Genomic DNA, 19,573 nt, shown 5'->3' with positions numbered 1-19,573 from the left:
GTGGTGAAATGGCGACCACCACAGACCCCACAGCCGAAGCAGGCGCGGTGAGCGTCGTGCCCTCGCGTTTTCCGTACCGGACGATCGCGATGGGCACGATCGGCTCGACCCTGCTGATGCTCGCCGCGCTCGGCGCCGGCGGCATCCTGATCCGGGATCCGGTGCTCGGTCACGGTCCGCTGTCGTTCATTCGCTACGGCCACGGCAAGGCGCTGGCCACCGCGCTGCTGTACTTCGGCTTCGGGCTGGTGGTGTGGGCGTGGGTGCGGCTGGGCCGGTACGTGCTGGACGGCCGGGTGGGCGCCAGGCCGGTGCTGATCGCGGCGGCCTGCTGGATGGGCCCGCTGCTGGTCTCGCCACCGCTGTTCACCCGTGACGTGTTCTCCTACCTCGGGCAGGGCGCGCAGCTGCTCTACGGCATGGATCCCTACGCCACCGGGCCCGCCGAGCTGAACGTGCTGCCGGACGTGGTGCTCAACGTGCACCAGCTGTGGCAGGACACGCCCGCGCCCTACGGCCCGCTGTTCCTGCTGGTGTCGAAGTGGGTGGTCGGGCTCACCGGCAACAACATGATCCTCGGGGTGATCCTCACCCGGCTGGTGATCATGGTCGGCCTGGCCGGGGTGCTGTGGTCGCTGCCGCGGCTGGTCAAGCACCTCGGCGGGAAACTGCCGGTGACGCTGTGGCTGGCGGTGGCCAGCCCGATGACGGTGATCCACCTGGTCGGCGGCCCGCACAACGACCTGCTGATGCTGGGCTTCCTGACCACCGGTGTGCTGGCCATGCTGGACCGGCGCCCGGTGCTGTCGGTGGTGCTGGTCACGGTGGGCATGCTGATCAAGCCGACCGCGGCGGTGGCGCTGCCGTTCCTGGTCTGGATGTGGGCCGCGCAGCTGCCCAGCGGTGGCCGGGTGAAGCGGTTCTTCCGCGCGGTGCTTCCCGCGCTGGGGGTGTTCGTGCCGGTCTTCGTGGTGGGCACCTGGGTTTCGCTCGGCTCGATGAACATCGGCTGGTTCACCGGGATGAGCGCGCCGCAGCTGATCGCCAACTGGCTGAACTTCCCCACCGGCATCGGCGAGATCGTCTACACCATGGTGCACATCATGGTGGACGTGCCGCCGTCGCCGTTCGTCACGGTGTTCCGGACGCTGGCGTGGGTGGTGCTGGCGGCCTTCGTGGTGCGGCAGTGGTGGCTGTCCCGCGACGGCGGCAACCAGGCGGTGCTGCGGGCCGCGGCCGCGCTGCTGGCCGTGGCGATCCTCGCGCCGCCAACCCTGCCGTGGTATCTGACCTGGGGTTTTGTCCTGGCTTCGGCGTTCCCGTGGGAGCGCAAGCACCTGGCCGGGGTGGTGGGGGTGTCGGTGTTCCTGGTGCTCGTCTACTACCCGACGGGGGAGCAGGCGCTCTACGACTGGTGGTTCATCGGCGGGGTGCTGGCGGTGAGCGTGTACGCGGCGGCGTCCCTGCTCAAGCCGGATCCGCTGGGACTGATCGAGGCCTGGCGGAAACCGGCTTCGCGGAACGGCTGACGTTTCCTCCGTAGTCAGGTGTATAACGACCTATACGGCTGGGCTTTGAGCGATCATCTCACTTCCCACTGAAAAAACCAGCTCAGACCGCCGCCCAGCCGGACCAGCGGCTGACGACGGTCCGCACGATCGGGCCGTCCGGGGGAGTGTCCCGGTACTGCGGGTACTTCGCGCGCAGGGCGTCGAGTGCTTCGGGGTGCTCGTCGAGCACGGTGGCGTGGCCGTCGGCACGCACCCACCAGAGCTGGTCCCAGTCGTCGGCGTACCGGTCGGCCAGGAAGCTGACCGCCGGGTTGGCCGCGATGTGCCGCAGGCGCGCCAGTTCGCGCGTGCGCTTGGGCTTGTGGTCGATGGCGAAGCAGATCTCCGCGCCGAGCACGGCGAAGGTCACCGGCACCAGGTGCGGAACGCCCGCCCCGGTGACGGTGCCCAGCGTCGCCACGCGCTCGGCGGCGAACCGGCGCTGGCAGTCCTCAGTGGACAGGCGCACGGTCGGTCCGCTCCGGCAGCGGCACCGGCAGGGCGGGCAGCCCGTCGATGCTGGCGACGTTGGTGTCCTTCCCGGCGCAGTAGGCGGCGAACTCCTCGTCGGTCTTGCGGCCGAAGTACCTGGCGTGGTGGTCGCGTTCTTCGCGGTAGTCGAGGAAGGGCACGGCGAACCCGCAGCTGTCGCTGATCAGCTCGGCACGCACGAGGATCACCGCGCGCAGGCCCGGCCCGTCGGCGTCGCCGAACCGCTGCACCAGGTCCGCCCAGCGCGGGTCGTCGCGGAAGACCGGCTCACCGCGGCCGTGCACGCGGAGGATCTTGGGCGGGCCGGTGAAGGCGCACCACATCAGCGTGATGCGGCCGTTTTCGCGGAGGTGGGCGATGGTCTCGGCGTGGCTGCCGCCGAAGTCGAGGTAGGCCACGGTGTGCTCGTCCAGCACGGCGAGCGTGCCGGCGCGGCCCTTGGGGGACAGGTTGACGTGCCCGTCGCCGCTGAGGGGTGCGCTGGCCACGAAGAAGACCGGTTGCGCGTCGATGAAGGCCCGGAGGCGGTGGTCGATGCGGTCGTAGGTTTTGCCCATGCCGCCGAGTATGCCGGTAGGGTCCGCGCATGGTGGGCACCGAGCTGGTCGGCTGGCTTCTCGACTCGGATCCGGCGTTGCGCTGGCAGGTCGAACGGGACATCGCGGGCGAACCGCCCGAGGTCTGGGAGGCGACCAGGGCGAGGATCGCGACCGAGGGCTTCGGTGCCCGGTTGCTCTCGCACCAGGATCCCGACGGCCAGTGGGCGGGTGGTGCGTACTTCCCGGCGGGTTACGACCCCGCGCGGGAGCCGGGGCAGCCGTGGACGGCGACCACGTGGTCGCTGACGACGCTGCGGGAGTGGGGCATGGACGCCGCGGTCCTGCGGGAGCGGCGGACGGCGGAGTTGCTGGCGGAGCACGCGCGCTGGGAGTACGACGACCTGCCGTACTGGGGCGGTGAGGTGGACTGCTGCATCAACGCCTGGACCGTCGCGAACGGGTTGTGGCTGGGTGCCGACGTCGGCGGGATCGCGGACTGGTTCGCCGAGCACCAGCTGGACGACGGTGGCTGGAACTGCGCGTGGGTGGACGGGGCGAGGCGGTCGTCCGTCCATTCGACACTGAACTCGCTCAAGGGCCTGCTGGCGCACGAGATCGCGACCGGCGGCACGGAGGCGACGCGGGCGGCGCGGCGTGCCGGTGAGGAGTACCTGCTGGTGCGGGGGTTGTTCCGGCGGTTGTCCACCGGTGAGCCGATCGCGCCGTGGGTGGGCCGGTTCGCCTATCCGTTCCGCTGGTGCTACGACGTGCTCAACGCGGCCGAGTACTTCCGGGAGGCGTCGGCGCACGACGGGGTGGCGCCGGAGCCGCGGCTGGCCGAGGCGATCGGGTTGATCAGGGACGCGCGGCAGCCGGACGGCACGTGGGTGCAGGGCGATCGGCACGCCGGCCGGGTGTGGTTCGAGGTCGACGTGCCTGCCGGGGAGCGGTCGAAGTGGCTGACGCTGTCCGGGACGAGGGTGCTTTCCTGGTGGGATGAGTCCTAAGTGGACAGCGCCGGGCCCAGTGCGGTGAGCGTGCCGGCGTCGGCGTCGAGTGCGGCGGGCAGGCCGAGTGGCACGGTGGGTGAGTCCGGTACGTGCCCGATCCCGGCTTCCCACAGCATGGGCACGCCGAGCGGGCCGAGCCGGTCGAGCATGAGGGCTTTGACCTGCTCGGGAGGCCCGCAGTCCTGCCACGAGCCGAGCACGATGCCGCGGACGCCGTCGAACCAGCCGGAGCGCAGCAGCTGGGTGAGGATGCGGTCGAGCCGGTAGGTGCTTTCGGTGACGTCTTCGAGCAGGGCGATCGCGCCGTCGGCGGGGCGGTGTTCGGGGGCGCCGATGCTGGACACCAGCAGGCTGGCGTTTCCGCCGATCAGCACGCCTTCGGCGCGGCCGGGGACCAGCGGGGTGGCGCCGGGGCGGGCGAGGTCGAGTGCGGTGCCGGGGTCGAACAGGGTGCGGTGGAGGTGGTCGGCGGCGCCGGGGGTGAGCAGGGTGCTGCCGACCATCGGGGCGAACAGGGTGCTGAGGCCGAGGTGGACGCCGACGGCTTCGTGCAGTGCGGTGATGTCGCTGGAGCCGGTGAGGATCTTGGGTCCGGCCGTGCGCAGGGCGTGCCAGTCGACGAGGTCGAGCATGCGCATGCTGCCGTAGCCGCCGCGGGCGGCGAAGACGGCGCGGATGCCGGGGTCGAGCCAGGCCTGGGTGAAGTCGGCGGCGCGTTCGGCGTCGGGGGCGGCGAGGTAGGGCACGGTGGGGTGCACGCCGCGGGCGTGCGGGCCTTCGTGCACCTCGAGTCCCCAGGATTTGAGGGTGCGGTGGGCGGTGTCGAGCAGTTCGTCGGGCACGGGTCCGGCCGGGGCGACGAGTGCGACGTGGTCGCCGGTCCGGAGCTGGGGCGGGCGGATCACGGGCGCAGGTCCACCTGGGCGACGCCGGGGGTGTCGAAGCCGAAGACCTGGCCGTAGAAGGCGAGTTCGGCTTCGAGTGCGGCGATGATGGTTTCGGCCTTGCGGAAGCCGTGTTGCTCGCCGTCGAAGGTGAGGTAGGCGTGCGGGACTTCGGTGCCGCGCAGGGAGGCGACGAAGCGGTCGGCTTGCTCGGGTGGGCAGATCTGGTCGTCGAGGCCCTGGAGGAAGAGCAGTGGTCCGGCCAGTGTTCCGGTGTTGTTGATCGGGGAGCGGTCGTGGTAGCGGTCGGCGGTTTCGGGCAGTGGCCCGATGAGGCCGTCGAGGTAGCGGGATTCGAAGTCGTGGGTTTCGCCGCCGTCGGCGGTCCAGCGGTGGAGGTCGAGGATGGGGTACTTGACAGTGGCGGCGCGGAAGGCGCGTTCGGTGGTCATGGTGACCGCGGAGGTGTAGCCGCCGGCGCTGCCGCCGCGGATGGCGAGGCGGTCGGGGTCGGCGGCGCCTTCTTCGACGAGCTGGCGGGCGACGGCGACGCAGTCGGCGACGTCAACGACGCCCCATTGTTCGCGGAGTCGTTCGCGGAAGCGCCTGCCGTAGCCGGTGGAGCCGCCGTAGTTGACCGCGACGACGCCGATGCCGCGGCTGGTGAAGTAGGTGAAGTCGAGGTCGAGCACGGGGTAGTTGCGGCCGGTGGGGCCGCCGTGGACGTGGACGAGGTAGGGCGGGAGCTGGTCGTCGGGTCCGGTGAACTCGGGGTTGGCTGGTGGGTAGACGTAGGCGGGCACGGGTTCGCCGTCGGCGGTGGTGAACACGCGTTCTTCGGGGGTGGGGAGGTAGGCGGGGTCGGGCAGGGCGTGGTTGCCGGGGTGGGGGTTGAGTTCGGTGAGGGTGCCGGTGGTCAGGTCGGCGTGCAGGACGGTGGTTTCGCGGCGGGGTCCGGCGGCGAGGCCGGCGATGCCGCCGCCGTAGGGGGCGATGCCGGCGGCCCAGGTGGTTTCCGGGTCGATGGTGGTGACCTGGGCGGTGTGCTCGTCGAGCACGGCGAGGCGGCCGGAGTTGAGCACGGCGTGCTTGCCGTCGCCGAGCGGGGTGAACCAGGTGAGGCCGAGTTTCCAGAGCGCGCCGCCGAGTTCTTCGGTGACCGGGGCGAGGTTGTGGGAGGTGCCGTCGAGGCCGAGGCGGTGGAGGTTCCACCAGCCGTCGGGGTCGAGCAGGGCGAGGATCGTGGTGGGGGTTTCCCAGTGGAGTTGGCAGACGGAGACGCCGGGGCCGCCGGCGAGCACGCGGTGGGGGCCGAAGGTGCCATCGGGGCGGACTTCGGCGACGCAGAGCTCGGTGGCGTCCCATGGCATGTCGGGGTGGTTCCAGCCGAGCCAGGCGGCGTGGGTGTGGTCGGGGGAGAGCTGGGGTGCGGTGAGGAAGTGGTGGCTGGCGGTGAGTTCGCGTTCGGGGGCGCCGGTCAGTGAGATGGCGACGAGGGCGCGGGTGATGTCGGTGCGGCGCGGGCCGGTGCTGGTTTCGCGGACGGCCCAGAGTTCGCCGGGGCGGCCGGGGCGCAGGTCGCTGTAGCGGACGCCTTGGGGGACTTCGGGTTCGGCGGTGAGTGCGGTGACTTCGCCGGTGGCCGGGTCGCGGAGGTGGACGCGCTGGTCGTCCCAGTGGGTGAAGGCGATCTTGCCGTCGATGGCGAGCCAGGGCCTGCCGCCGTATTCGTGGACGCGGTTGCGGGCGTTCCAGGGGGCGGGGAGGAGCTCTTCGACGGCGCCGTCGGGGCCGGCCTTGACCAGTGCGACGCGCCCGCGTTCGCTGGGCCGGGCTTCGGCCCACCAGACTTCGCCGTCGACGACGTCGAGCCACTGGGGGGTGTTCCCGGCGGCGGCGACGTCCGCGGCGGTGATGGGTGAGGGCCAGGCTCCGTAAGGCGCGATCTCGGGCATCGCGCGAGCTTAGTCACTCTTTCGAGGGCGCCGCGATCTTGTGGTGAAGGGTTTTCGGCTGAGTGGGGGAAAGGTCGGATTTTTGCCGGTCTTGTTCGCCCGCGGCGAAACCCGGGGCGGCGGATGCCGATCTTCGGCCGGTGGCCTAGGGTCGAGGTTGTCATGGCCCGTGTAATCCACGTCTTCCGTCAGCCCGACCGGTTCGTCGCCGGGACCGTCGGGGAACCCGGTGACCGCACTTTCTACCTGCAGGCGTCCGAGGATGTGCGCACGATCAGTGTGACCATCGAGAAGCAGCAGGTGGCGGTGCTCGCGGAGCGGCTCGGTTCGCTGCTCGACGAGGTCGCCACGCGCTTCGGTGCCGAGATCCCGGCGGAAACACCCGATGAGCTGGTCGATTCCGAGCCGTTGTCGGTGCCGGTGGAGGAGGAGTTCCGAGTCGGCACGATGGGGCTGGGGTGGGATGCCGAGAGCAGTGCGGTGGTGATCGAGCTGCTGGCGGTGACCGAGGGCGAGGTCGACGAGACCGTGGTGCTCGACGACACCGAGGAGGGGCCCGACGCGGTGCGGGTGTTCCTCAGCCCGGTGGCGGCGCGGGCGTTCGCGGAGCGGGCGGACCGGGTGGTGAACGCGGGGCGGAAGCCGTGCCCGCTGTGTGGTGAGCCGCTGGACCCGGAGGGGCACATCTGCCCGCGCCAGAACGGGTACCGGCGTGACGTGGACGTCATCGAGGAGTGAGTTGGCCGATTCGTCTTCCGATCCCGGCGAGTTGGTGGCGCACGGGCGGATCTCGGTGGAGGGGCGGCTGGTCGACGCGTCGAACGTGACCCTGTTCTGCTCGGTGGAGCTGGCGGGGGTCGAGGCGAACGCGGTGTACAAGCCGGTGTCGGGGGAGCGGCCGCTGTGGGATTTCCCGGACGGCACGCTGGCCGGGCGTGAGGTGGCGACGGCGCTGGTGGCGGAGCGGACCGGGCTGGGGCGGGTGCCGCCGACGGTGTTGCGGGACGGTCCGTTCGGGCCGGGCATGGTGCAGTTGTGGGTCGAGACCGATGAGGACGTCGACCTGATCGACGTGCGGGCGCCTGCCGAGGTGCCGGATGGCTGGCGGATCGTGTTGCACGCGCACGACCGGCTGGGTGAGCCGGCGGTGCTGGCGCACGCGGATCACCCGGGGATGCGGGAGCTGGCGGCGCTGGACGTGGTGGTGAACAACACCGATCGCAAGGGCGGGCACGTGCTGGCCGGGGTGGACGGCGCGATCTACGGGGTGGATCACGGGATCTGCCTGCACACGGATCCGAAGTTGCGCACGGTGCTGTGGGGCTGGGTCGGGGACGAGCTGCCCGGGGAGATCGTGGAGAAGCTGGCGGCGGTGCCGTCGTTGCTGGAGGGTTCGCTGGGTGAGGAGCTGGCGCCGCACCTGACGCGGGCGGAGATCAGGGCGATCGGGACGCGGGCGGCGAAGTTGCTGGCGGAGGGCCGGTTCCCGGAGCCGGGTGACGACTGGCGCGCGATTCCCTGGCCGCTGTTCTAACCGGGGTTTCCGGTGGCGCGCAGGAAGCGGCGGCCGAGGTGGTGCAGGTGGCCGGCGAGTTCGGGTGGGTCGAGCACGTCGAAGTCGGTGTCGAGCAGGCCGAGGTAGAACGCGAGCATTTCGTGGGAGTCGCCGGCGGTGTGGAGCAGGCAGGTGTGCTGGTCGACGGGTTCGACGGCGCCCCAGTCGGCGAGGTGTTCGGTGAACCGGTCGGCGGGGCCGTGGAGGCGGACGGTGGCGCGGATCTTGCGGAAGGCGCTGGTGAGTCCTTCGGTGACGTAGGCGGCGAGGTCGTCGTGGGGTGGTTCGCGTGGGGTGAAGCGGGGGCCGTTGGGGGTGCGGAGTGCGGTGCGGTCGACGCGGAAGGTGCGCCAGTCGCCGCGGGCGGTGTCCCAGCCGACGAGGTACCAGCGGCGGTGGGCGTGGACGAGCCGGTGGGGTTCGACGTCGCGGCGGGTGGTGGTGCCGTCGTGGCGCTGGTAGTCGAAGCGGAGTCGTTCGTGGTCGCGGCAGGCGGCGGCGATGGTGGTGAGCACGGCGGGGTCGACGGGCGGGCGCTGGTCGGGGGCGGCGACGGTGGCGGCCTGGAGCGTGGTGACGCGGTGGCGCAGTCGTGACGGCAGGACGTGCTCGAGCTTGGTGAGGGCGCGCAGGGAGCTTTCTTCGAGTCCGCCGGCGGCGGTGCGCAGGCCGACGACCACGGCGACGGCTTCTTCGTCGTCGAGCAGCAGTGGTGGCATGCGGGCGCCGGCGCCGAGCTGGTAGCCGCCGGCGGCGCCGGGCTGGGCGTGCACGGGGTAGCCGAGTTCGCGGAGGCGTTCGACGTCCTTGCGGACGGTGCGGGTGGACACGCCGAGGCGGGCCGCGAGCTGGGGGCCGGTCCATTCGCGGGTGGTTTGCAGCAGCGAGAGCAGGCGGAGCAGGCGCGCGGAGGTCTCGAGCATGCGGTGAGTCTGGCAGTGATCGCGGAACGGTTGCTTCCGCGTTGTGCCGATGAGTTTTCGCCGCGCGGGGTGTCGTAACCGGGGTAAGGGTTGCGGCGGCGAAGGGACGGGCAGTGGTGGCGACCGGGTTCCGGCGCCGGAAGGTGGTCATCCCTCCCGGCGGCCGGCGGTGTTTCGACGAGGACGAGTGGGCGGGCGCGCTGGTGTGCGTGGCGGCCGGGGTGGTGGAGCTGGTGTGCTCGACCGGGGAGGCGCCGCGGTACGGGCGGGGCGCGTTGTTGTGGCTGACCGGGCTGCCGGTGGAGTTCCTGCGCAATCCCGGTGACGAGGACGTGGTGGTGTACGCGGTGTCCCGGGTCAGCGCGTCCGCGGGCTGAGCAGTTCGCCGGTCAGTGCGGCGAGCCGGTGGGCGTCGGCGAGGGTGTCTTCGCCGATTTCCACCGGCAGCCGCTTGCGGCCCTGGTAGGCGGTCAGTGGTTCGGCCGGTGGCTGGTCGATGAGGGCGTTGAGGGGTTCGATGGCGCGTTCGGGTGCGGTGCCGGCGACGCGGGCGAGCAGGGTGACCAGGCCGCGGCGGATGCCGGTGAGGGAGCCCTGGTGGCTGGACCGCACGAAGCCGGGGCTGATCAGCACGTGGGGGACGGGGTTTTCGCGGGTGCGGCCGGCGGCGCGGAGGAAGGTCGCGCGGCGGCTTTGCCGGTTGGCGGCTTTCCAGGTGTAGCCGTGTTCGAGGTTGAGGTCGTGCCAGTGGATCGCGCCGGCGGGGGCGCCGGGCACGGTGGTGTCGATGATCACCGGGTCGGGGGTGGCGCGGAGGTTGTCGTGGAGTCCGTCGGCGAGCAGGAAGCGGCTGAGGTGGTAGAGCGCGAAGTTGTGCTCGATGCCTTCGGCGGTGGTGACGCGCGGGAAGCTGGCGTAGGCGGCGGCGAGCACGAGCGCGTCGATGGGCCGGTCGCCCAGTTCTTCGAGCACGCGGTGGTTTTCGCTGATCAGCGTGAGGTCGGCGGGCAGGAATTCGCCGCCGCCGAGTGCGGCGAACTTGGTGTGGCTGCGGCCGATCACCACCACGTGGTCGCCGCGGCGGAGGCGGTTGACGGCGAGTGCGCGGCCGAGCCCGTCGGTGCCGCCGGTGATCACGATCGTCTTCATGGGGGTTTCCTCTCAGTTCCGGAACTTCGGTTCCGGATAATACGTACCGGAACACCGGTTCCGCAACGCTAGGATGGCCTCGTGATGCGCAAGGACGCTGCCCGCAACCGGGAACTGGTGCTCGCTGCCGCGGCGAGGGAGTTCGATGAGCGCGGGATGGAGGCCGAGATCAGGGACATCGCGAAGGCGGCCGGGGTCGGCGTCGGCACGGTGTACCGGCACTTCCCGACCAAGGAGGACCTGGTCGGCGCGGTGCTGGCGAAGGACATGGGGGAGTGGCCGGGCATCGTCGAGCGCGCGCTGGCCGCCGAGGACGCCTGGGCCGGGCTCGCCGGTTTCCTGGAGCAGACGCTGGCGTCCATGGCGCGGCACCGGGCCGTGCTCGACGGGCTGACCAGCGCCGAAGCCTCCGCCGCCGCGGACGCCTGCCGCGCGCACCTGGCCGAGGCGCTCGAGCCGATCGTCCGGCGCGCGCACGCCGACGGCGGCCTTCGCGCCGACGTCACCGGGGAGGACCTCGGGCTGCAGATCCTCGCGCTGGGCCGGATCGTGCAGCTGGAACCGGACGGCTGGCGGCGGCAGCTCGGCTTCGTGCTCGACGGGCTGCGTGCGCGCTGAACCGGCGTGGCGTCCCCCGATGGGGTGCGCGGCTGGCTACCGTTGCGCGGCGTGCGCTCCCATTCCTATGGCTCTGACGTTCTCGCCGGGTCGCGCAAGCGCGTGATCCCGGAGGTGCCCGCCGAACCCGGCCTGGTGGTCGAGGAGCCGGGCGGCTTCTGCGGCGCGGTGGTCCGGCTCGAGCACGGCACCGTGGTGCTCGAAGACCGCCACGGCAAGCATCGGGTGTTCCCGCTCAGCCGCGCGGGTTTCCTGCTGGAGGGCAAGCCGGTCACGCTGGTGCCCGCGAAGTCGGCGCCCGCCAAGCCCGCGGCGTCCGCCTCCGGTTCGGTGAAGGTCGCCGGGCTGCGGGCCCGCACCGCGCGTGACTCGCGGATCTGGGTGGAGGGCAAGCACGACGCCGAACTGGTCGAACGGGTCTGGGGGCACGACCTGCGCGTCGAAGGCGTGGTGGTCGAACCACTGGACGGGGTCGACGTGCTGGCCGACCGGATCGAGGAATTCGGCACCGGGCCGGGCCGCAAGCTCGGTGTGCTGGTCGACCACCTGGTCGCCGGCAGCAAGGAATCCCGCCTGGTGGAAGCGATCCGCGACGAGCACGTGCTGGTCACCGGGCATCCGTACGTCGACATCTGGCAGGCGGTCAAGCCGGCGTCGGTCGGCATCCGCGCCTGGCCGGTGGTGCCGAAAGGCCTGCCGTGGAAGGAAGGCATCTGCTCGGCACTGGGCTGGGGCGAGCCGTACGAGGGCTGGCAGCGGGTGCTGGCCGGGGTGCGCAGCTACCGCGATCTGGAGACCCCGCTGATCGGTGCGGTGGAGCGGCTCATCGACTTCGTCGCGCCACCGCCGGAAGAGTGAATCCGCCAGGTCACGCGTAGGTCACGTCCGGTCGCTCACTCAGTGTGAAGCCGATCTATCTGACACCATGTAGGCCATGGCAGCACTCATCTGGTTCGTGGCCGGGTTGGCGCTCATCGCCGCGGAGGTACTGTCCGGGGACTTCGTGTTGCTCATGCTGGGGCTCGGTGGCCTGATCGGCGCCGGGGCGGCACTGATCAGCGACAACGTCTACATCCAGGTCGCGGTGTTCGCGGTCGCCTCGATCGGCCTGCTGGGCCTGGTCCGCCCCGCGCTCAAGCGGCGTTTCCTGTCCGGGCCGGACCACAAGACCAACGCCGACGCGCTGGTCGGCGCGTCCGCCGTGGTCCTGTCCACTGTGGACATCCAGAGCGGCCAGGTGAAGCTGGGCGGTGACGTGTGGTCGGCCCGCTGCTTCACCGAGGGCCAGGTGCTCGAACCGGGGACCAGGGTGACCGTGGTCGAGATCTCCGGTGCCACGGCGGTCGTGTCGGCCGAGCCGTGACCGGCCGCCTCGCTAAGGTGAGCCCCGCGGCACCGGGCTGAGCGCCGCACCGAACGAACAGGGGAGACGAACTTGTCAACCGCAGCGATAATCGTCGTCGCGATCGTCGTGCTGCTGGTGATCGTCACCGTCGCCAAGGCGATCATGGTGGTCCCGCAGGCACAATCCGCGGTGATCGAACGACTGGGCAGATTCCGCACCGTGGCCTCGCCCGGCCTGAACTTCCTGGTCCCGTTCCTGGACAAGGTGCGCGCCCGGATCGACCTGCGTGAACAGGTGGTCTCCTTCCCGCCGCAGCCGGTGATCACCCAGGACAACCTGACCGTGTCCATCGACACCGTGGTCTACTTCCAGGTCACCGACTCGCGGGCGGCGGTCTACGAGATCTCCAACTACATCGTCGGTGTCGAGCAGCTGACCACCACCACGCTGCGGAACCTGGTCGGTGGCATGAGCTTGGAAGAGACGCTGACCTCGCGCGACCAGATCAACGGCCAGCTGCGCGGCGTGCTCGACGAGGCCACCGGCCGGTGGGGCATCCGCGTGGCCCGCGTCGAGCTGAAGGCGATCGACCCTCCTCCGTCCATTCAGGACTCGATGGAGAAGCAGATGCGCGCCGACCGCGAGAAGCGCGCGATGATCCTGACCGCGGAAGGGCAGCGGGAGTCGGCGATCAAGACCGCCGAAGGGCAGAAGCAGAGCCAGATCCTCGCCGCCGAAGGTGCCAAGCAGGCGGCGATCCTGGCCGCCGAGGCGGAACGGCAGTCGCGCATCCTGCGCGCGCAGGGTGAACGAGCCGCGCGGTACCTGCAGGCGCAGGGGCAGGCGAAGGCGATCGAGAAGGTGTTCGCCGCGATCAAGGCCGGGCGCCCGACGCCCGAGGTGCTGGCGTACCAGTACTTGCAGACGTTGCCGCAGATGGCGCAGGGCGACGCGAACAAGGTGTGGATGGTGCCCAGCGACTACGGCAAGGCGCTGGAAGGCTTCGCGCGCTCCCTCGGCGCCCCCGGCGACGATGGCGTTTTCCGCTACGAACCGCCGGCGTACGAAGATGTCGAAAAGCCCTCGATCGAGGACGACGAGGTGGCCGCGTGGTTCGACACCTCCACCGACCCGAAGGTGGCCGAGGCCGTGCGTGCCGCCGAAGCCGTGGCGCGGCAGGAAGTGCCGAGCCCGCTGACCGCCCCGCGGACCACTCCGCCCGCCCTGGCCGCCCTACGCGGGGACAACGAACCGCCGATGCCGCCGTCTTCGCCGCCGTCGTCGCCTTCGGCTTCGGCTGAGCCGGAACAGACCGAGCGTCAGCAGCCGCCGGCGCAACTGCCGCCCTCACAGCAGGGCGGGGCGCGGCCTTTCCCGCAGTCGCAGCCGCCTTACCAGCAGCAGCCGGGCCAGAACCCCCCAAGCGGCCCGTTCCCCGGCCAGGGCCCCGGCAGCGGCCCCTACTCAGGCCCGCCGCGGCAGCAGTAGCAGCGCTTTGCAACGGGGGCGACTCCTTCACCGAGCCGCCCCCGTTTCCTTTGCACCCACCCACACCCCGGTTCGGCCTGTGTGTAAACGAGCACCAGCCGAGCCCGCGCACACACCCAACGACCACCCCAGCCGGGCCCACCCGGCCAAACGGACGCCCAAACGGACACCGGGCGACCGAGCGCTCCAAGAATGGCTGGGCGGCTCCGCTCCTGAACGGCTAGGCGCCCCTAAGCGACTGGTGGTCCTGAGCGGCTGGGCGATCCTGAAGGGCCGCTCGCCTCGCCGCCTCGCGGCATGGCTGCCCGGCCGCCTCGCCGCATGGCCGCTTGGCCGGAGCGTCGTGGGTGACAGCCCAGCCACGAGGCCCGAGCGGCCCAAGCGACCCCGGCGGCCGGAGTCACTCCAGCGGCCGGAGTGGCTGAGTGGCTGCCGTGGTGCGCCCCGATGGCGCTGGCCCCAAACCGAGGGCACTGGCCCCGAACCGATGGGGCTGGCCCCAAACCGATGGCACGGGCCCCCGAAGCCCAGTGGTCCGGTAGCCCAGTGGCCCGGTTGCGGCGGCCGGTGGCCACTGGCCTGCTGGCTCACTGGTCGAGTGGCCCGGTGGCCTACTGGCTAGGTGGCAAAGTGGCTCAGTCACTTTGCCACTTGGCCACTCAGCCATTTACGTGGCTCAGCCCCTCGACCACAGCCACTTAACGGAGCCACGCGTGTTTCCCAGCAGAGATCGACGTGCGCGGCAGAGGTGGCCAGGTGGCTAGGTGGCTGAGCCACTCGATCACTTGGCCAATCACGGGGTCGAAGGTGCCCTCGGGGGACGTCTCAGAAAGGGCCGAGGTCCGGCCGCTTGGCTTGGATGTTGTCGCCGGAGGACTCGCCGCGGAGGCGGCGGCCTAGCCAGGGCAGCGCGTGTTCGCGAGCCCAGCGCAGGTTCTCCCGTCGGCGGAGGTGCGCCGGGGCGGTTTCGGCGGGGCCGAGCGCCGCGCGCGAGAGGCTGTGCGTGGTGCCCAGCGCGTCCAGCACCGCGATCGCGACCTCCTGGTGGCCCAGCGAGTTCAGGTGCAGCCGGTCGGGCGCCCACAGCCGCCGGTCGCGTAGCTGCCGCATCGACCACATGTCCACCAGCACCGCGCCGTGGCGCGCGGCGATCTCGCGCACGAACTCGTTGTAGATCGCCACCCGGCCGCGCATCTTGCGGAACAGGGCATCCCCGACGCCGTCCACGCCGGTGAACAGCACCACCACGGCACCGGACGCGGTCACCCGGGCGACCGCGTCCTCGTACGGCACCATCAGGGCGTCGATGTCCACCTTGGGGCGCATCAGGTCGTTGCCGCCGGCGTAGAGCGTGACCAGATCGGGCTTGAGGTCGAGCGCCGCGGGCAGCTGCTCGGCCAGGATCGGCCGCAGCAGCTTGCCGCGCACCGCCAGGTTCGCGTACCGGAACTCCTCGTCCGTGGCCGCCAGCACCTCGGCGACCCGGTCGGCCCAGCCGCGCACACCGTTCGGCGACGCGGGGTCGTCGTCCCCGACCCCTTCGGTGAAGGAGTCGCCCACTGCAACTAAGCGCTTGCTCACCTGACCATGGTGCCATCCCCGCCGCGGGCGGGATAAACCAGTTGCGCTCGTGGTGAGCCCCGGCACAAACTCAACGCATGGCCACCACCACGCGACGGCGAGACAGGCGCGGTCCCCGCCGAGGCTGAACCCCTCGGTCAGGAACCGCCGCCGCGCCGTGCCCGGCAGGCGGTTTTTTTTGTTTTCTTACCCCCGTAGCTCAGCGGACAAGAGCGCATGGCTACGAACCATGAGGTCGCAGGTTCGATCCCTGCCGGGGGTGCGCGGCCCCTGTGGTCCAGCGGATACGACACCGGCTTCCGGAGCCGGAGACCCGGGTTCGACTCCTGGCAGGGGCGCCGCGATCGCTGACCCGCGGGCGGAAACCGGCTGATTCGCGGGCCATGATTGGCCAACTGCGGGCCGTGACCCAGACCCGCGGTCGGCGACCGGCTGACCGGCACACCGCGATCAGCTAGCAGGCGCGGCGATCAGCTAGTAGGTGCGGTGGTCGGCTAACCGGCGCGGTGGTTGGCTGAGCCGCGCGCCGCGAACGGCAACCCCACACCGCGAACGGAAATCCGCGCATGCGCCCGGCGGACCTGCGTGCGGCGATTGGCCGACCGCGGGCCGCGACCTGTGACCCGCGCGCGGCCGGTCGGCTGACCCGCAGCCCACGATTGGTCGACGACGGACCGCGGTCGGCTGGCCCGCGCGCGGCACTCGGCTGACCCGCACACCGCGGCGGCCGCTGATCCGCGCGCGCCGACCCGCTCACGCGCTACGGCCCGCCTAGCCCGCGCGTCGCCGGTTGCGGTGGTCGGTGACGTAGACGCGGTTGGCGCACTTCGTGGTGCAGAACCGGCGCCGTCCGTTGCGGGAGGTGTCGACGTAGACCGTGCCGCAGCCCTCCCGCGCGCACCCGCCCAGCCGCTCCGGTTCCTCGCACAGCAGGTGCGCCAGCCCGCCCGCGGTGTAGGCCTGCAACCGGCGGAGCGTCCCCGAATGCTCGCTGGCGTAGTGCAGGTGCGCGGGCAGCCCATCGTGGCGGGAGATGAACGGGCGGCACGCGGAATCGGCCAGCAGCTCGTTCACCAGCTCCACCCGCCTGTCCACATCGGACTCCGCGAACACCGGCCGCAGCCGGTCGCCCCACTCGGCGGCGGCCGCCGCCTCGGGCGCGGTCAGCCCGCGCAGGGTCATGCCGCACGAGCGCATCATCGCCACCAGCTCGCCGGCCGGGGCGTGGCCCAGGTTCACCAGTCCGGCGGCCACCTGGGCCGCGGCGCCGCCGTAAGGGTTGAAGTGCACTGACCCATTACATCACGCTGGATGCATGAACACCGAATCCTGTCCTCGCTGCGGTTGGCCGGTCGAGGAAACCGCGCTCGATTCCCGTCATCGCACCGGTGACGGCACGCTCTGCTACCGCCGCTGCGTGTGCGGCAACTGGCTCGTCCACCTCGACGGACGCCTGGTCGGCGCGACCGCCTCCGGCTGAACCCGGAGAAAAGATTGACCTCAACTATGGTTTAGGTTCTACCGTCGGCCGCATGACCGCGAACGAGCACGCACCACCCAGAGCGGGCAGGCGGGAGTGGCTGGGACTGGCCACCCTCGCGCTGCCCACGTTGTTGATCGCGCTGGACATGAACGTGCTGGGACTGGCCGTCCCGGCGCTGAGCGCGGACCTCAAACCCACCGGCACCGAACTGCTGTGGATCAACGACATCTACGGCTTCCTCATCGCCGGCTTCCTGATCACCATGGGCACGCTGGGCGACAAGATCGGCAGGCGCCGCCTGCTGCTCATCGGCGGCGCCGCGTTCGGCGTGGCGTCGGCGGTGGCCGCCTTCTCGGCCAGCGCCGAAATGCTCATCGTGGCACGCGCCGCGCTCGGCATCGCCGGGGCGACGCTGATGCCCTCGACCATGTCGCTGATCCGCAACCTCTTCCACGACCCCGCCCAGCGCACCGTGGCGATTTCGGTGTGGATGACCAGCTTCACCGCGGGCAGCGCGCTCGGCCCGCTGCTCGGCGCCGTGCTGCTGGAGAACTTCTGGTGGGGCTCGGTGTTCCTGCTCGGCGTGCCGGTGATGCTGCTCCTGCTGGTGTTCGGGCCCATCCTGCTGCCGGAAAGCCGCAACGACGACGCGGGCGGTGTCGATCTCGCGAGCGTCGCGCTGTCGCTGACCGGCATGCTCGCCACCGTCTACGGGCTGAAGAAGCTCGCCGAAGCCGGATTCAGCTGGACCGCCGCGGCCGCGTTCACCGGCGGACTGCTTGTCCTCTACACCTTCGTCCGCCGCCAGCGCACGCTCCGCGCACCGCTGCTGGACCTCGGCCTGTTCGCCAACCGCGGGTTCACCGCCTCCATCACCGTGCAGACCCTGGCCGTCTTCGGCGTCGCCGGCGGGTTCTTCTTCGTCGCGCAGTACCTGCAGCTCGTGCTCGGGCTTTCCCCGCTGGAAGCCGGACTGTGGACCGTTCCGTCCACTGTGGCCGGTGTCGCGGGCACCATGCTCGCCCCGGCCATCGTCCGCCGGGTCCGGGCCGCGTACGTGCTCGGTGGCGGCATGGTGCTGGCCGTGGCCGGGTTCGTGCTGCTCACCTTCACCGAGCCGGACTCCGGGATCGCCGCCGTGGTCACCGGATTCGCCTTGCTGTCCTTCGGTTTCGGCCCCGCGATGACGGTCACCACCGACCTGATCATGGCCTCCGCGCCGCCCGAGCGCACCGGCGCCGCGTCGGCGCTGTCCGAGACCGGCAGCGAACTCGGCATGGCGCTGGGCATCGCGATCCTCGGCAGCATCGGCACCGCCGTCTACCGGATCGGCGTCATCGAAGGCACCCCGGCCGGGATCCCGCCCGAGCTGGCCACCGTCGCGCACGACACCCTCGGCGGCGCGGTCACCATCGCCGCCGAACTGCCCCCTGGCACCGCGGAGCAGTTGCTGACCGTCGCGAGGACCGCGTTCACCGACGGCTTCCACGTCAACTCGTGGATCAGCGTCGCGCTCACCGCCGGGCTGGCCGTGCTCTCCGTGGTGCTGCTCCGCCACGTCCGCCCGGCCACCGAGAACACCACAGACACCACCGAAGACGCCCGTGTCCACTGAACACCAGGAGGGGATTCCCATGTCCGACAACCGGTTCCAGATCGCCGTGCTCACCGCGAGTGTCCGGGAAGGACGGTTCGGCCCGGTGGTCGCGGAGTGGTTCACCGGCCAGGCCGCGCGCCACCCCGAAATCACGGTGGACCCGATCGATCTCGCGGAGATCCCGTATCCCGGCGAGGAACTGTCGCGACGGCTGGCCGCCGCCGACGGGGTCGTGCTGATCACGCCCGAGTACAACCACAGCTTTCCCGGACCGCTGAAGATCGCGCTGGACTCGATCGGGGACGAGCTGCGTGGCAAGCCGGTCGCCTTCGTCAGCTACGGCGGGCTCTCCGGCGGCCTGCGCGCGGTCGAGGCCCTGCGTGTGGTGCTGGCCGAACTGCACGCGGTCACCGTGCGCGAGACCGTCAGCATCCACAGCGCCTGGGCGCAGTTCACCCCCGACGGCGAGCCCAAGGACGCCAAGGCGGTCAACGACGCGGCCACGGTCATGCTCGGCCAGCTGGTGTGGTGGGCGCGGGCGCTGCGTACGGCCCGCGCCACGCACGCCTACGGCAGCTGAGCACCGGCCCGGGGGAGACCGTCCGGTTTCCCCCGGGCCACCAGCGCCTCGATCCCGTCGAGCAGCCGGTTGAGCCCGAAGTCGTAGGCCTCGGCCGCGGCGTCGCGCGCGTCCAGTTCGAACCCGCCGTTCTCCCAGACTTCGACGATGGTCGGGCTGGCCGCTTGGTCGAAGTACTCGTCCCAGAACACCTGCCGCTGGTGCCACCAGGTGTCGGTGCTCTGCCCGGTGACCCGCTCCAGGTAGGCGGTGTCGGCCTCGACGGCGGCGTTCGACTCGACGAAGGTCGCGATGCTCGCCGCGGCCGCGGCCATCTGCCGATGCGTCAGCCCGATCCCGGCGATGGTGGACAGCAGGTACTCCTGGCGCCGGATGACGCTCGGCCCGAGCGCGGGCCGCGTCATCGACACCTGCCGCAGCCACGGGTGCCGCCGATAGGCCTCGCGTGTGCGCTCGGAATACAGCCCGACCTGCGCCCGCCAGCCCTCGGGCCGCGGCTCGCCGGGACCGGGCAGGCCGAATTCACCCAGCGCCTCGTCGACCATCAGGTCGATCAGCTCATCCTTCGCCGGCACGTAGGAGTAGAGCGTCATCGTGCCCGCGCCCAGTTCCTTGGCCACCCGGTGCATCGACGCCGCGGACAGCCCGTCGGCATCGGCCACCCGGATCGCCGTGGCCACGATGCCGGCCAGGCTCAGCCTCGGCTTGCGGCCCCTGGCCGGTTCCGGCTCGGCCAGCCGGTCCCGCCAGAGCAGCCGCAGGCTGCGGTCCGGGTCGCCGCCTCCACTGTGTTCCACCGTCACGGCACTGGATCCTACATTCTC

The 19,573-nt window shown here is 71.2% G+C and carries 21 protein-coding genes and 2 tRNA genes; 14 read left to right on the top strand and 9 right to left on the bottom strand.

Features of this window, described 5'->3' with window-relative positions:
• Nucleotides 1–8: 8 nt before the first annotated feature.
• Nucleotides 9–1,529, top strand: coding sequence for a polyprenol phosphomannose-dependent alpha 1,6 mannosyltransferase MptB (gene mptB, locus A4R43_RS09050; protein WP_113691909.1), 1,521 nt, complete (start codon nucleotides 9–11; stop codon nucleotides 1,527–1,529).
• An 82-nt stretch (nucleotides 1,530–1,611) separates the two neighbouring features.
• Here mptB and A4R43_RS09045 read toward each other — a convergent pair whose 3' ends face one another.
• Nucleotides 1,612–2,019, bottom strand: coding sequence for a TIGR03668 family PPOX class F420-dependent oxidoreductase (locus A4R43_RS09045; protein ID WP_113691908.1), 408 nt, complete (start codon nucleotides 2,017–2,019; stop codon nucleotides 1,612–1,614).
• Nucleotides 2,003–2,599, bottom strand: coding sequence for a pyridoxamine 5'-phosphate oxidase family protein (locus A4R43_RS09040; RefSeq protein WP_113691907.1), 597 nt, complete (start codon nucleotides 2,597–2,599; stop codon nucleotides 2,003–2,005). The genes A4R43_RS09045 and A4R43_RS09040 overlap by 17 nt, the downstream gene beginning before the upstream one ends.
• Nucleotides 2,600–2,628: 29 nt before the next feature.
• Between A4R43_RS09040 and A4R43_RS09035 the strand changes: the two genes are divergently transcribed.
• Complete coding sequence (locus A4R43_RS09035; protein WP_113691906.1) at nucleotides 2,629–3,588, top strand: prenyltransferase/squalene oxidase repeat-containing protein; 960 nt, start codon at nucleotides 2,629–2,631, stop codon at nucleotides 3,586–3,588.
• Here the strand turns inward: A4R43_RS09035 and A4R43_RS09030 are convergent.
• Both A4R43_RS09030 and A4R43_RS09025 read right to left on the bottom strand, forming a co-directional pair.
• A complete protein-coding gene (locus A4R43_RS09030; RefSeq protein WP_113697449.1) occupies nucleotides 3,585–4,493 on the bottom strand; it encodes a S66 peptidase family protein in 909 nt (302 codons plus the stop codon). The two genes, A4R43_RS09035 and A4R43_RS09030, sit on opposite strands and share 4 nt — an antisense overlap.
• Nucleotides 4,493–6,430, bottom strand: coding sequence for an alpha/beta hydrolase family protein (locus A4R43_RS09025; RefSeq protein ID WP_113691905.1), 1,938 nt, complete (start codon nucleotides 6,428–6,430; stop codon nucleotides 4,493–4,495). The genes A4R43_RS09030 and A4R43_RS09025 overlap by 1 nt, the downstream gene beginning before the upstream one ends.
• A 162-nt stretch (nucleotides 6,431–6,592) precedes the next feature.
• On the opposite strand from A4R43_RS09025, the gene A4R43_RS09020 reads away from it, so the two are divergent.
• Nucleotides 6,593–7,168 (top strand): DUF3090 domain-containing protein, encoded by a 576-nt coding sequence (locus A4R43_RS09020; protein WP_113691904.1) that lies wholly within the window; start codon nucleotides 6,593–6,595, stop codon nucleotides 7,166–7,168.
• A 1-nt stretch (nucleotide 7,169) separates the two neighbouring features.
• Nucleotides 7,170–7,964, top strand: coding sequence for an SCO1664 family protein (locus tag A4R43_RS09015; RefSeq protein WP_113691903.1), 795 nt, complete (start codon nucleotides 7,170–7,172; stop codon nucleotides 7,962–7,964).
• On the opposite strand, the gene A4R43_RS09010 is transcribed toward A4R43_RS09015, so the two are convergent.
• A complete protein-coding gene (locus tag A4R43_RS09010; protein WP_113691902.1) occupies nucleotides 7,961–8,908 on the bottom strand; it encodes a helix-turn-helix transcriptional regulator in 948 nt (315 codons plus the stop codon). The two genes, A4R43_RS09015 and A4R43_RS09010, sit on opposite strands and share 4 nt — an antisense overlap.
• Before the next feature lie 116 nt (nucleotides 8,909–9,024).
• On the opposite strand from A4R43_RS09010, the gene A4R43_RS09005 reads away from it, so the two are divergent.
• Entirely contained in the window at nucleotides 9,025–9,285 is a 261-nt protein-coding gene (locus tag A4R43_RS09005) for a hypothetical protein (RefSeq protein WP_162788239.1), read from the top strand.
• Here the strand turns inward: A4R43_RS09005 and A4R43_RS09000 are convergent.
• Nucleotides 9,266–10,057: an SDR family NAD(P)-dependent oxidoreductase gene (locus tag A4R43_RS09000; protein ID WP_113691900.1), complete on the bottom strand. Its 792-nt coding sequence runs from the start codon at nucleotides 10,055–10,057 to the stop codon at nucleotides 9,266–9,268. The two genes, A4R43_RS09005 and A4R43_RS09000, sit on opposite strands and share 20 nt — an antisense overlap.
• Before the next feature lie 84 nt (nucleotides 10,058–10,141).
• On the opposite strand from A4R43_RS09000, the gene A4R43_RS08995 reads away from it, so the two are divergent.
• The 4 genes from A4R43_RS08995 to A4R43_RS08980 all read left to right on the top strand — a co-directional run bounded on the left by A4R43_RS08995 (nucleotide 10,142) and on the right by A4R43_RS08980 (nucleotide 13,508).
• Nucleotides 10,142–10,675, top strand: a complete 534-nt coding sequence (locus A4R43_RS08995; protein WP_113691899.1) for a TetR/AcrR family transcriptional regulator — start codon at nucleotides 10,142–10,144, stop codon at nucleotides 10,673–10,675.
• 51 nt (nucleotides 10,676–10,726) lie between these two features.
• Nucleotides 10,727–11,533, top strand: a complete 807-nt coding sequence (locus A4R43_RS08990) for a DUF3097 domain-containing protein (RefSeq protein WP_113691898.1) — start codon at nucleotides 10,727–10,729, stop codon at nucleotides 11,531–11,533.
• A gap of 76 nt (nucleotides 11,534–11,609) precedes the next feature.
• Nucleotides 11,610–12,038, top strand: coding sequence for an NfeD family protein (locus tag A4R43_RS08985; RefSeq protein ID WP_113691897.1), 429 nt, complete (start codon nucleotides 11,610–11,612; stop codon nucleotides 12,036–12,038).
• A 72-nt stretch (nucleotides 12,039–12,110) separates the two neighbouring features.
• A complete protein-coding gene (locus A4R43_RS08980; protein ID WP_205215282.1) occupies nucleotides 12,111–13,508 on the top strand; it encodes an SPFH domain-containing protein in 1,398 nt (465 codons plus the stop codon).
• Between the two features lie 825 nt (nucleotides 13,509–14,333).
• On the opposite strand, the gene A4R43_RS08975 is transcribed toward A4R43_RS08980, so the two are convergent.
• The gene (locus A4R43_RS08975) at nucleotides 14,334–15,089 is read right to left on the bottom strand and encodes an SGNH/GDSL hydrolase family protein (protein ID WP_113691896.1); all 756 of its coding nucleotides are present in this window, start codon (nucleotides 15,087–15,089) and stop codon (nucleotides 14,334–14,336) included.
• A gap of 188 nt (nucleotides 15,090–15,277) precedes the next feature.
• Here A4R43_RS08975 and A4R43_RS08970 point away from each other — a divergent pair.
• Both A4R43_RS08970 and A4R43_RS08965 read left to right on the top strand, forming a co-directional pair.
• Nucleotides 15,278–15,351: transfer RNA gene (locus A4R43_RS08970), tRNA-Arg, on the top strand.
• A 4-nt stretch (nucleotides 15,352–15,355) separates the two neighbouring features.
• Nucleotides 15,356–15,427: transfer RNA gene (locus A4R43_RS08965), tRNA-Arg, on the top strand.
• A gap of 433 nt (nucleotides 15,428–15,860) precedes the next feature.
• On the opposite strand, the gene A4R43_RS08960 is transcribed toward A4R43_RS08965, so the two are convergent.
• On the bottom strand, nucleotides 15,861–16,379 hold the full coding sequence (locus tag A4R43_RS08960) for a CGNR zinc finger domain-containing protein (protein ID WP_113691895.1): 519 nt from the start codon (nucleotides 16,377–16,379) through the stop codon (nucleotides 15,861–15,863).
• Nucleotides 16,380–16,404: 25 nt separating this feature from the next.
• On the opposite strand from A4R43_RS08960, the gene A4R43_RS43230 reads away from it, so the two are divergent.
• From A4R43_RS43230 to A4R43_RS08950, 3 genes are read left to right on the top strand one after another with little or no spacing between them, the layout of a single operon-like run.
• Nucleotides 16,405–16,569: a hypothetical protein gene (locus A4R43_RS43230; RefSeq protein ID WP_205215281.1), complete on the top strand. Its 165-nt coding sequence runs from the start codon at nucleotides 16,405–16,407 to the stop codon at nucleotides 16,567–16,569.
• A gap of 52 nt (nucleotides 16,570–16,621) precedes the next feature.
• Nucleotides 16,622–18,187 (top strand): MFS transporter, encoded by a 1,566-nt coding sequence (locus A4R43_RS08955; RefSeq protein WP_113691894.1) that lies wholly within the window; start codon nucleotides 16,622–16,624, stop codon nucleotides 18,185–18,187.
• A gap of 19 nt (nucleotides 18,188–18,206) precedes the next feature.
• Entirely contained in the window at nucleotides 18,207–18,749 is a 543-nt protein-coding gene (locus A4R43_RS08950) for an NADPH-dependent FMN reductase (protein ID WP_113691893.1), read from the top strand.
• Here the strand turns inward: A4R43_RS08950 and A4R43_RS08945 are convergent.
• Complete coding sequence (locus A4R43_RS08945; protein WP_113691892.1) at nucleotides 18,737–19,552, bottom strand: TetR/AcrR family transcriptional regulator; 816 nt, start codon at nucleotides 19,550–19,552, stop codon at nucleotides 18,737–18,739. The genes A4R43_RS08950 and A4R43_RS08945 overlap by 13 nt on opposite strands.
• Nucleotides 19,553–19,573: the final 21 nt, after the last annotated feature.

This window comes from Amycolatopsis albispora (assembly GCF_003312875.1).
GTDB lineage: Bacteria > Actinomycetota > Actinomycetes > Mycobacteriales > Pseudonocardiaceae > Amycolatopsis > Amycolatopsis albispora.
This window is presented reverse-complemented; position numbering and strand designations above follow the sequence as displayed.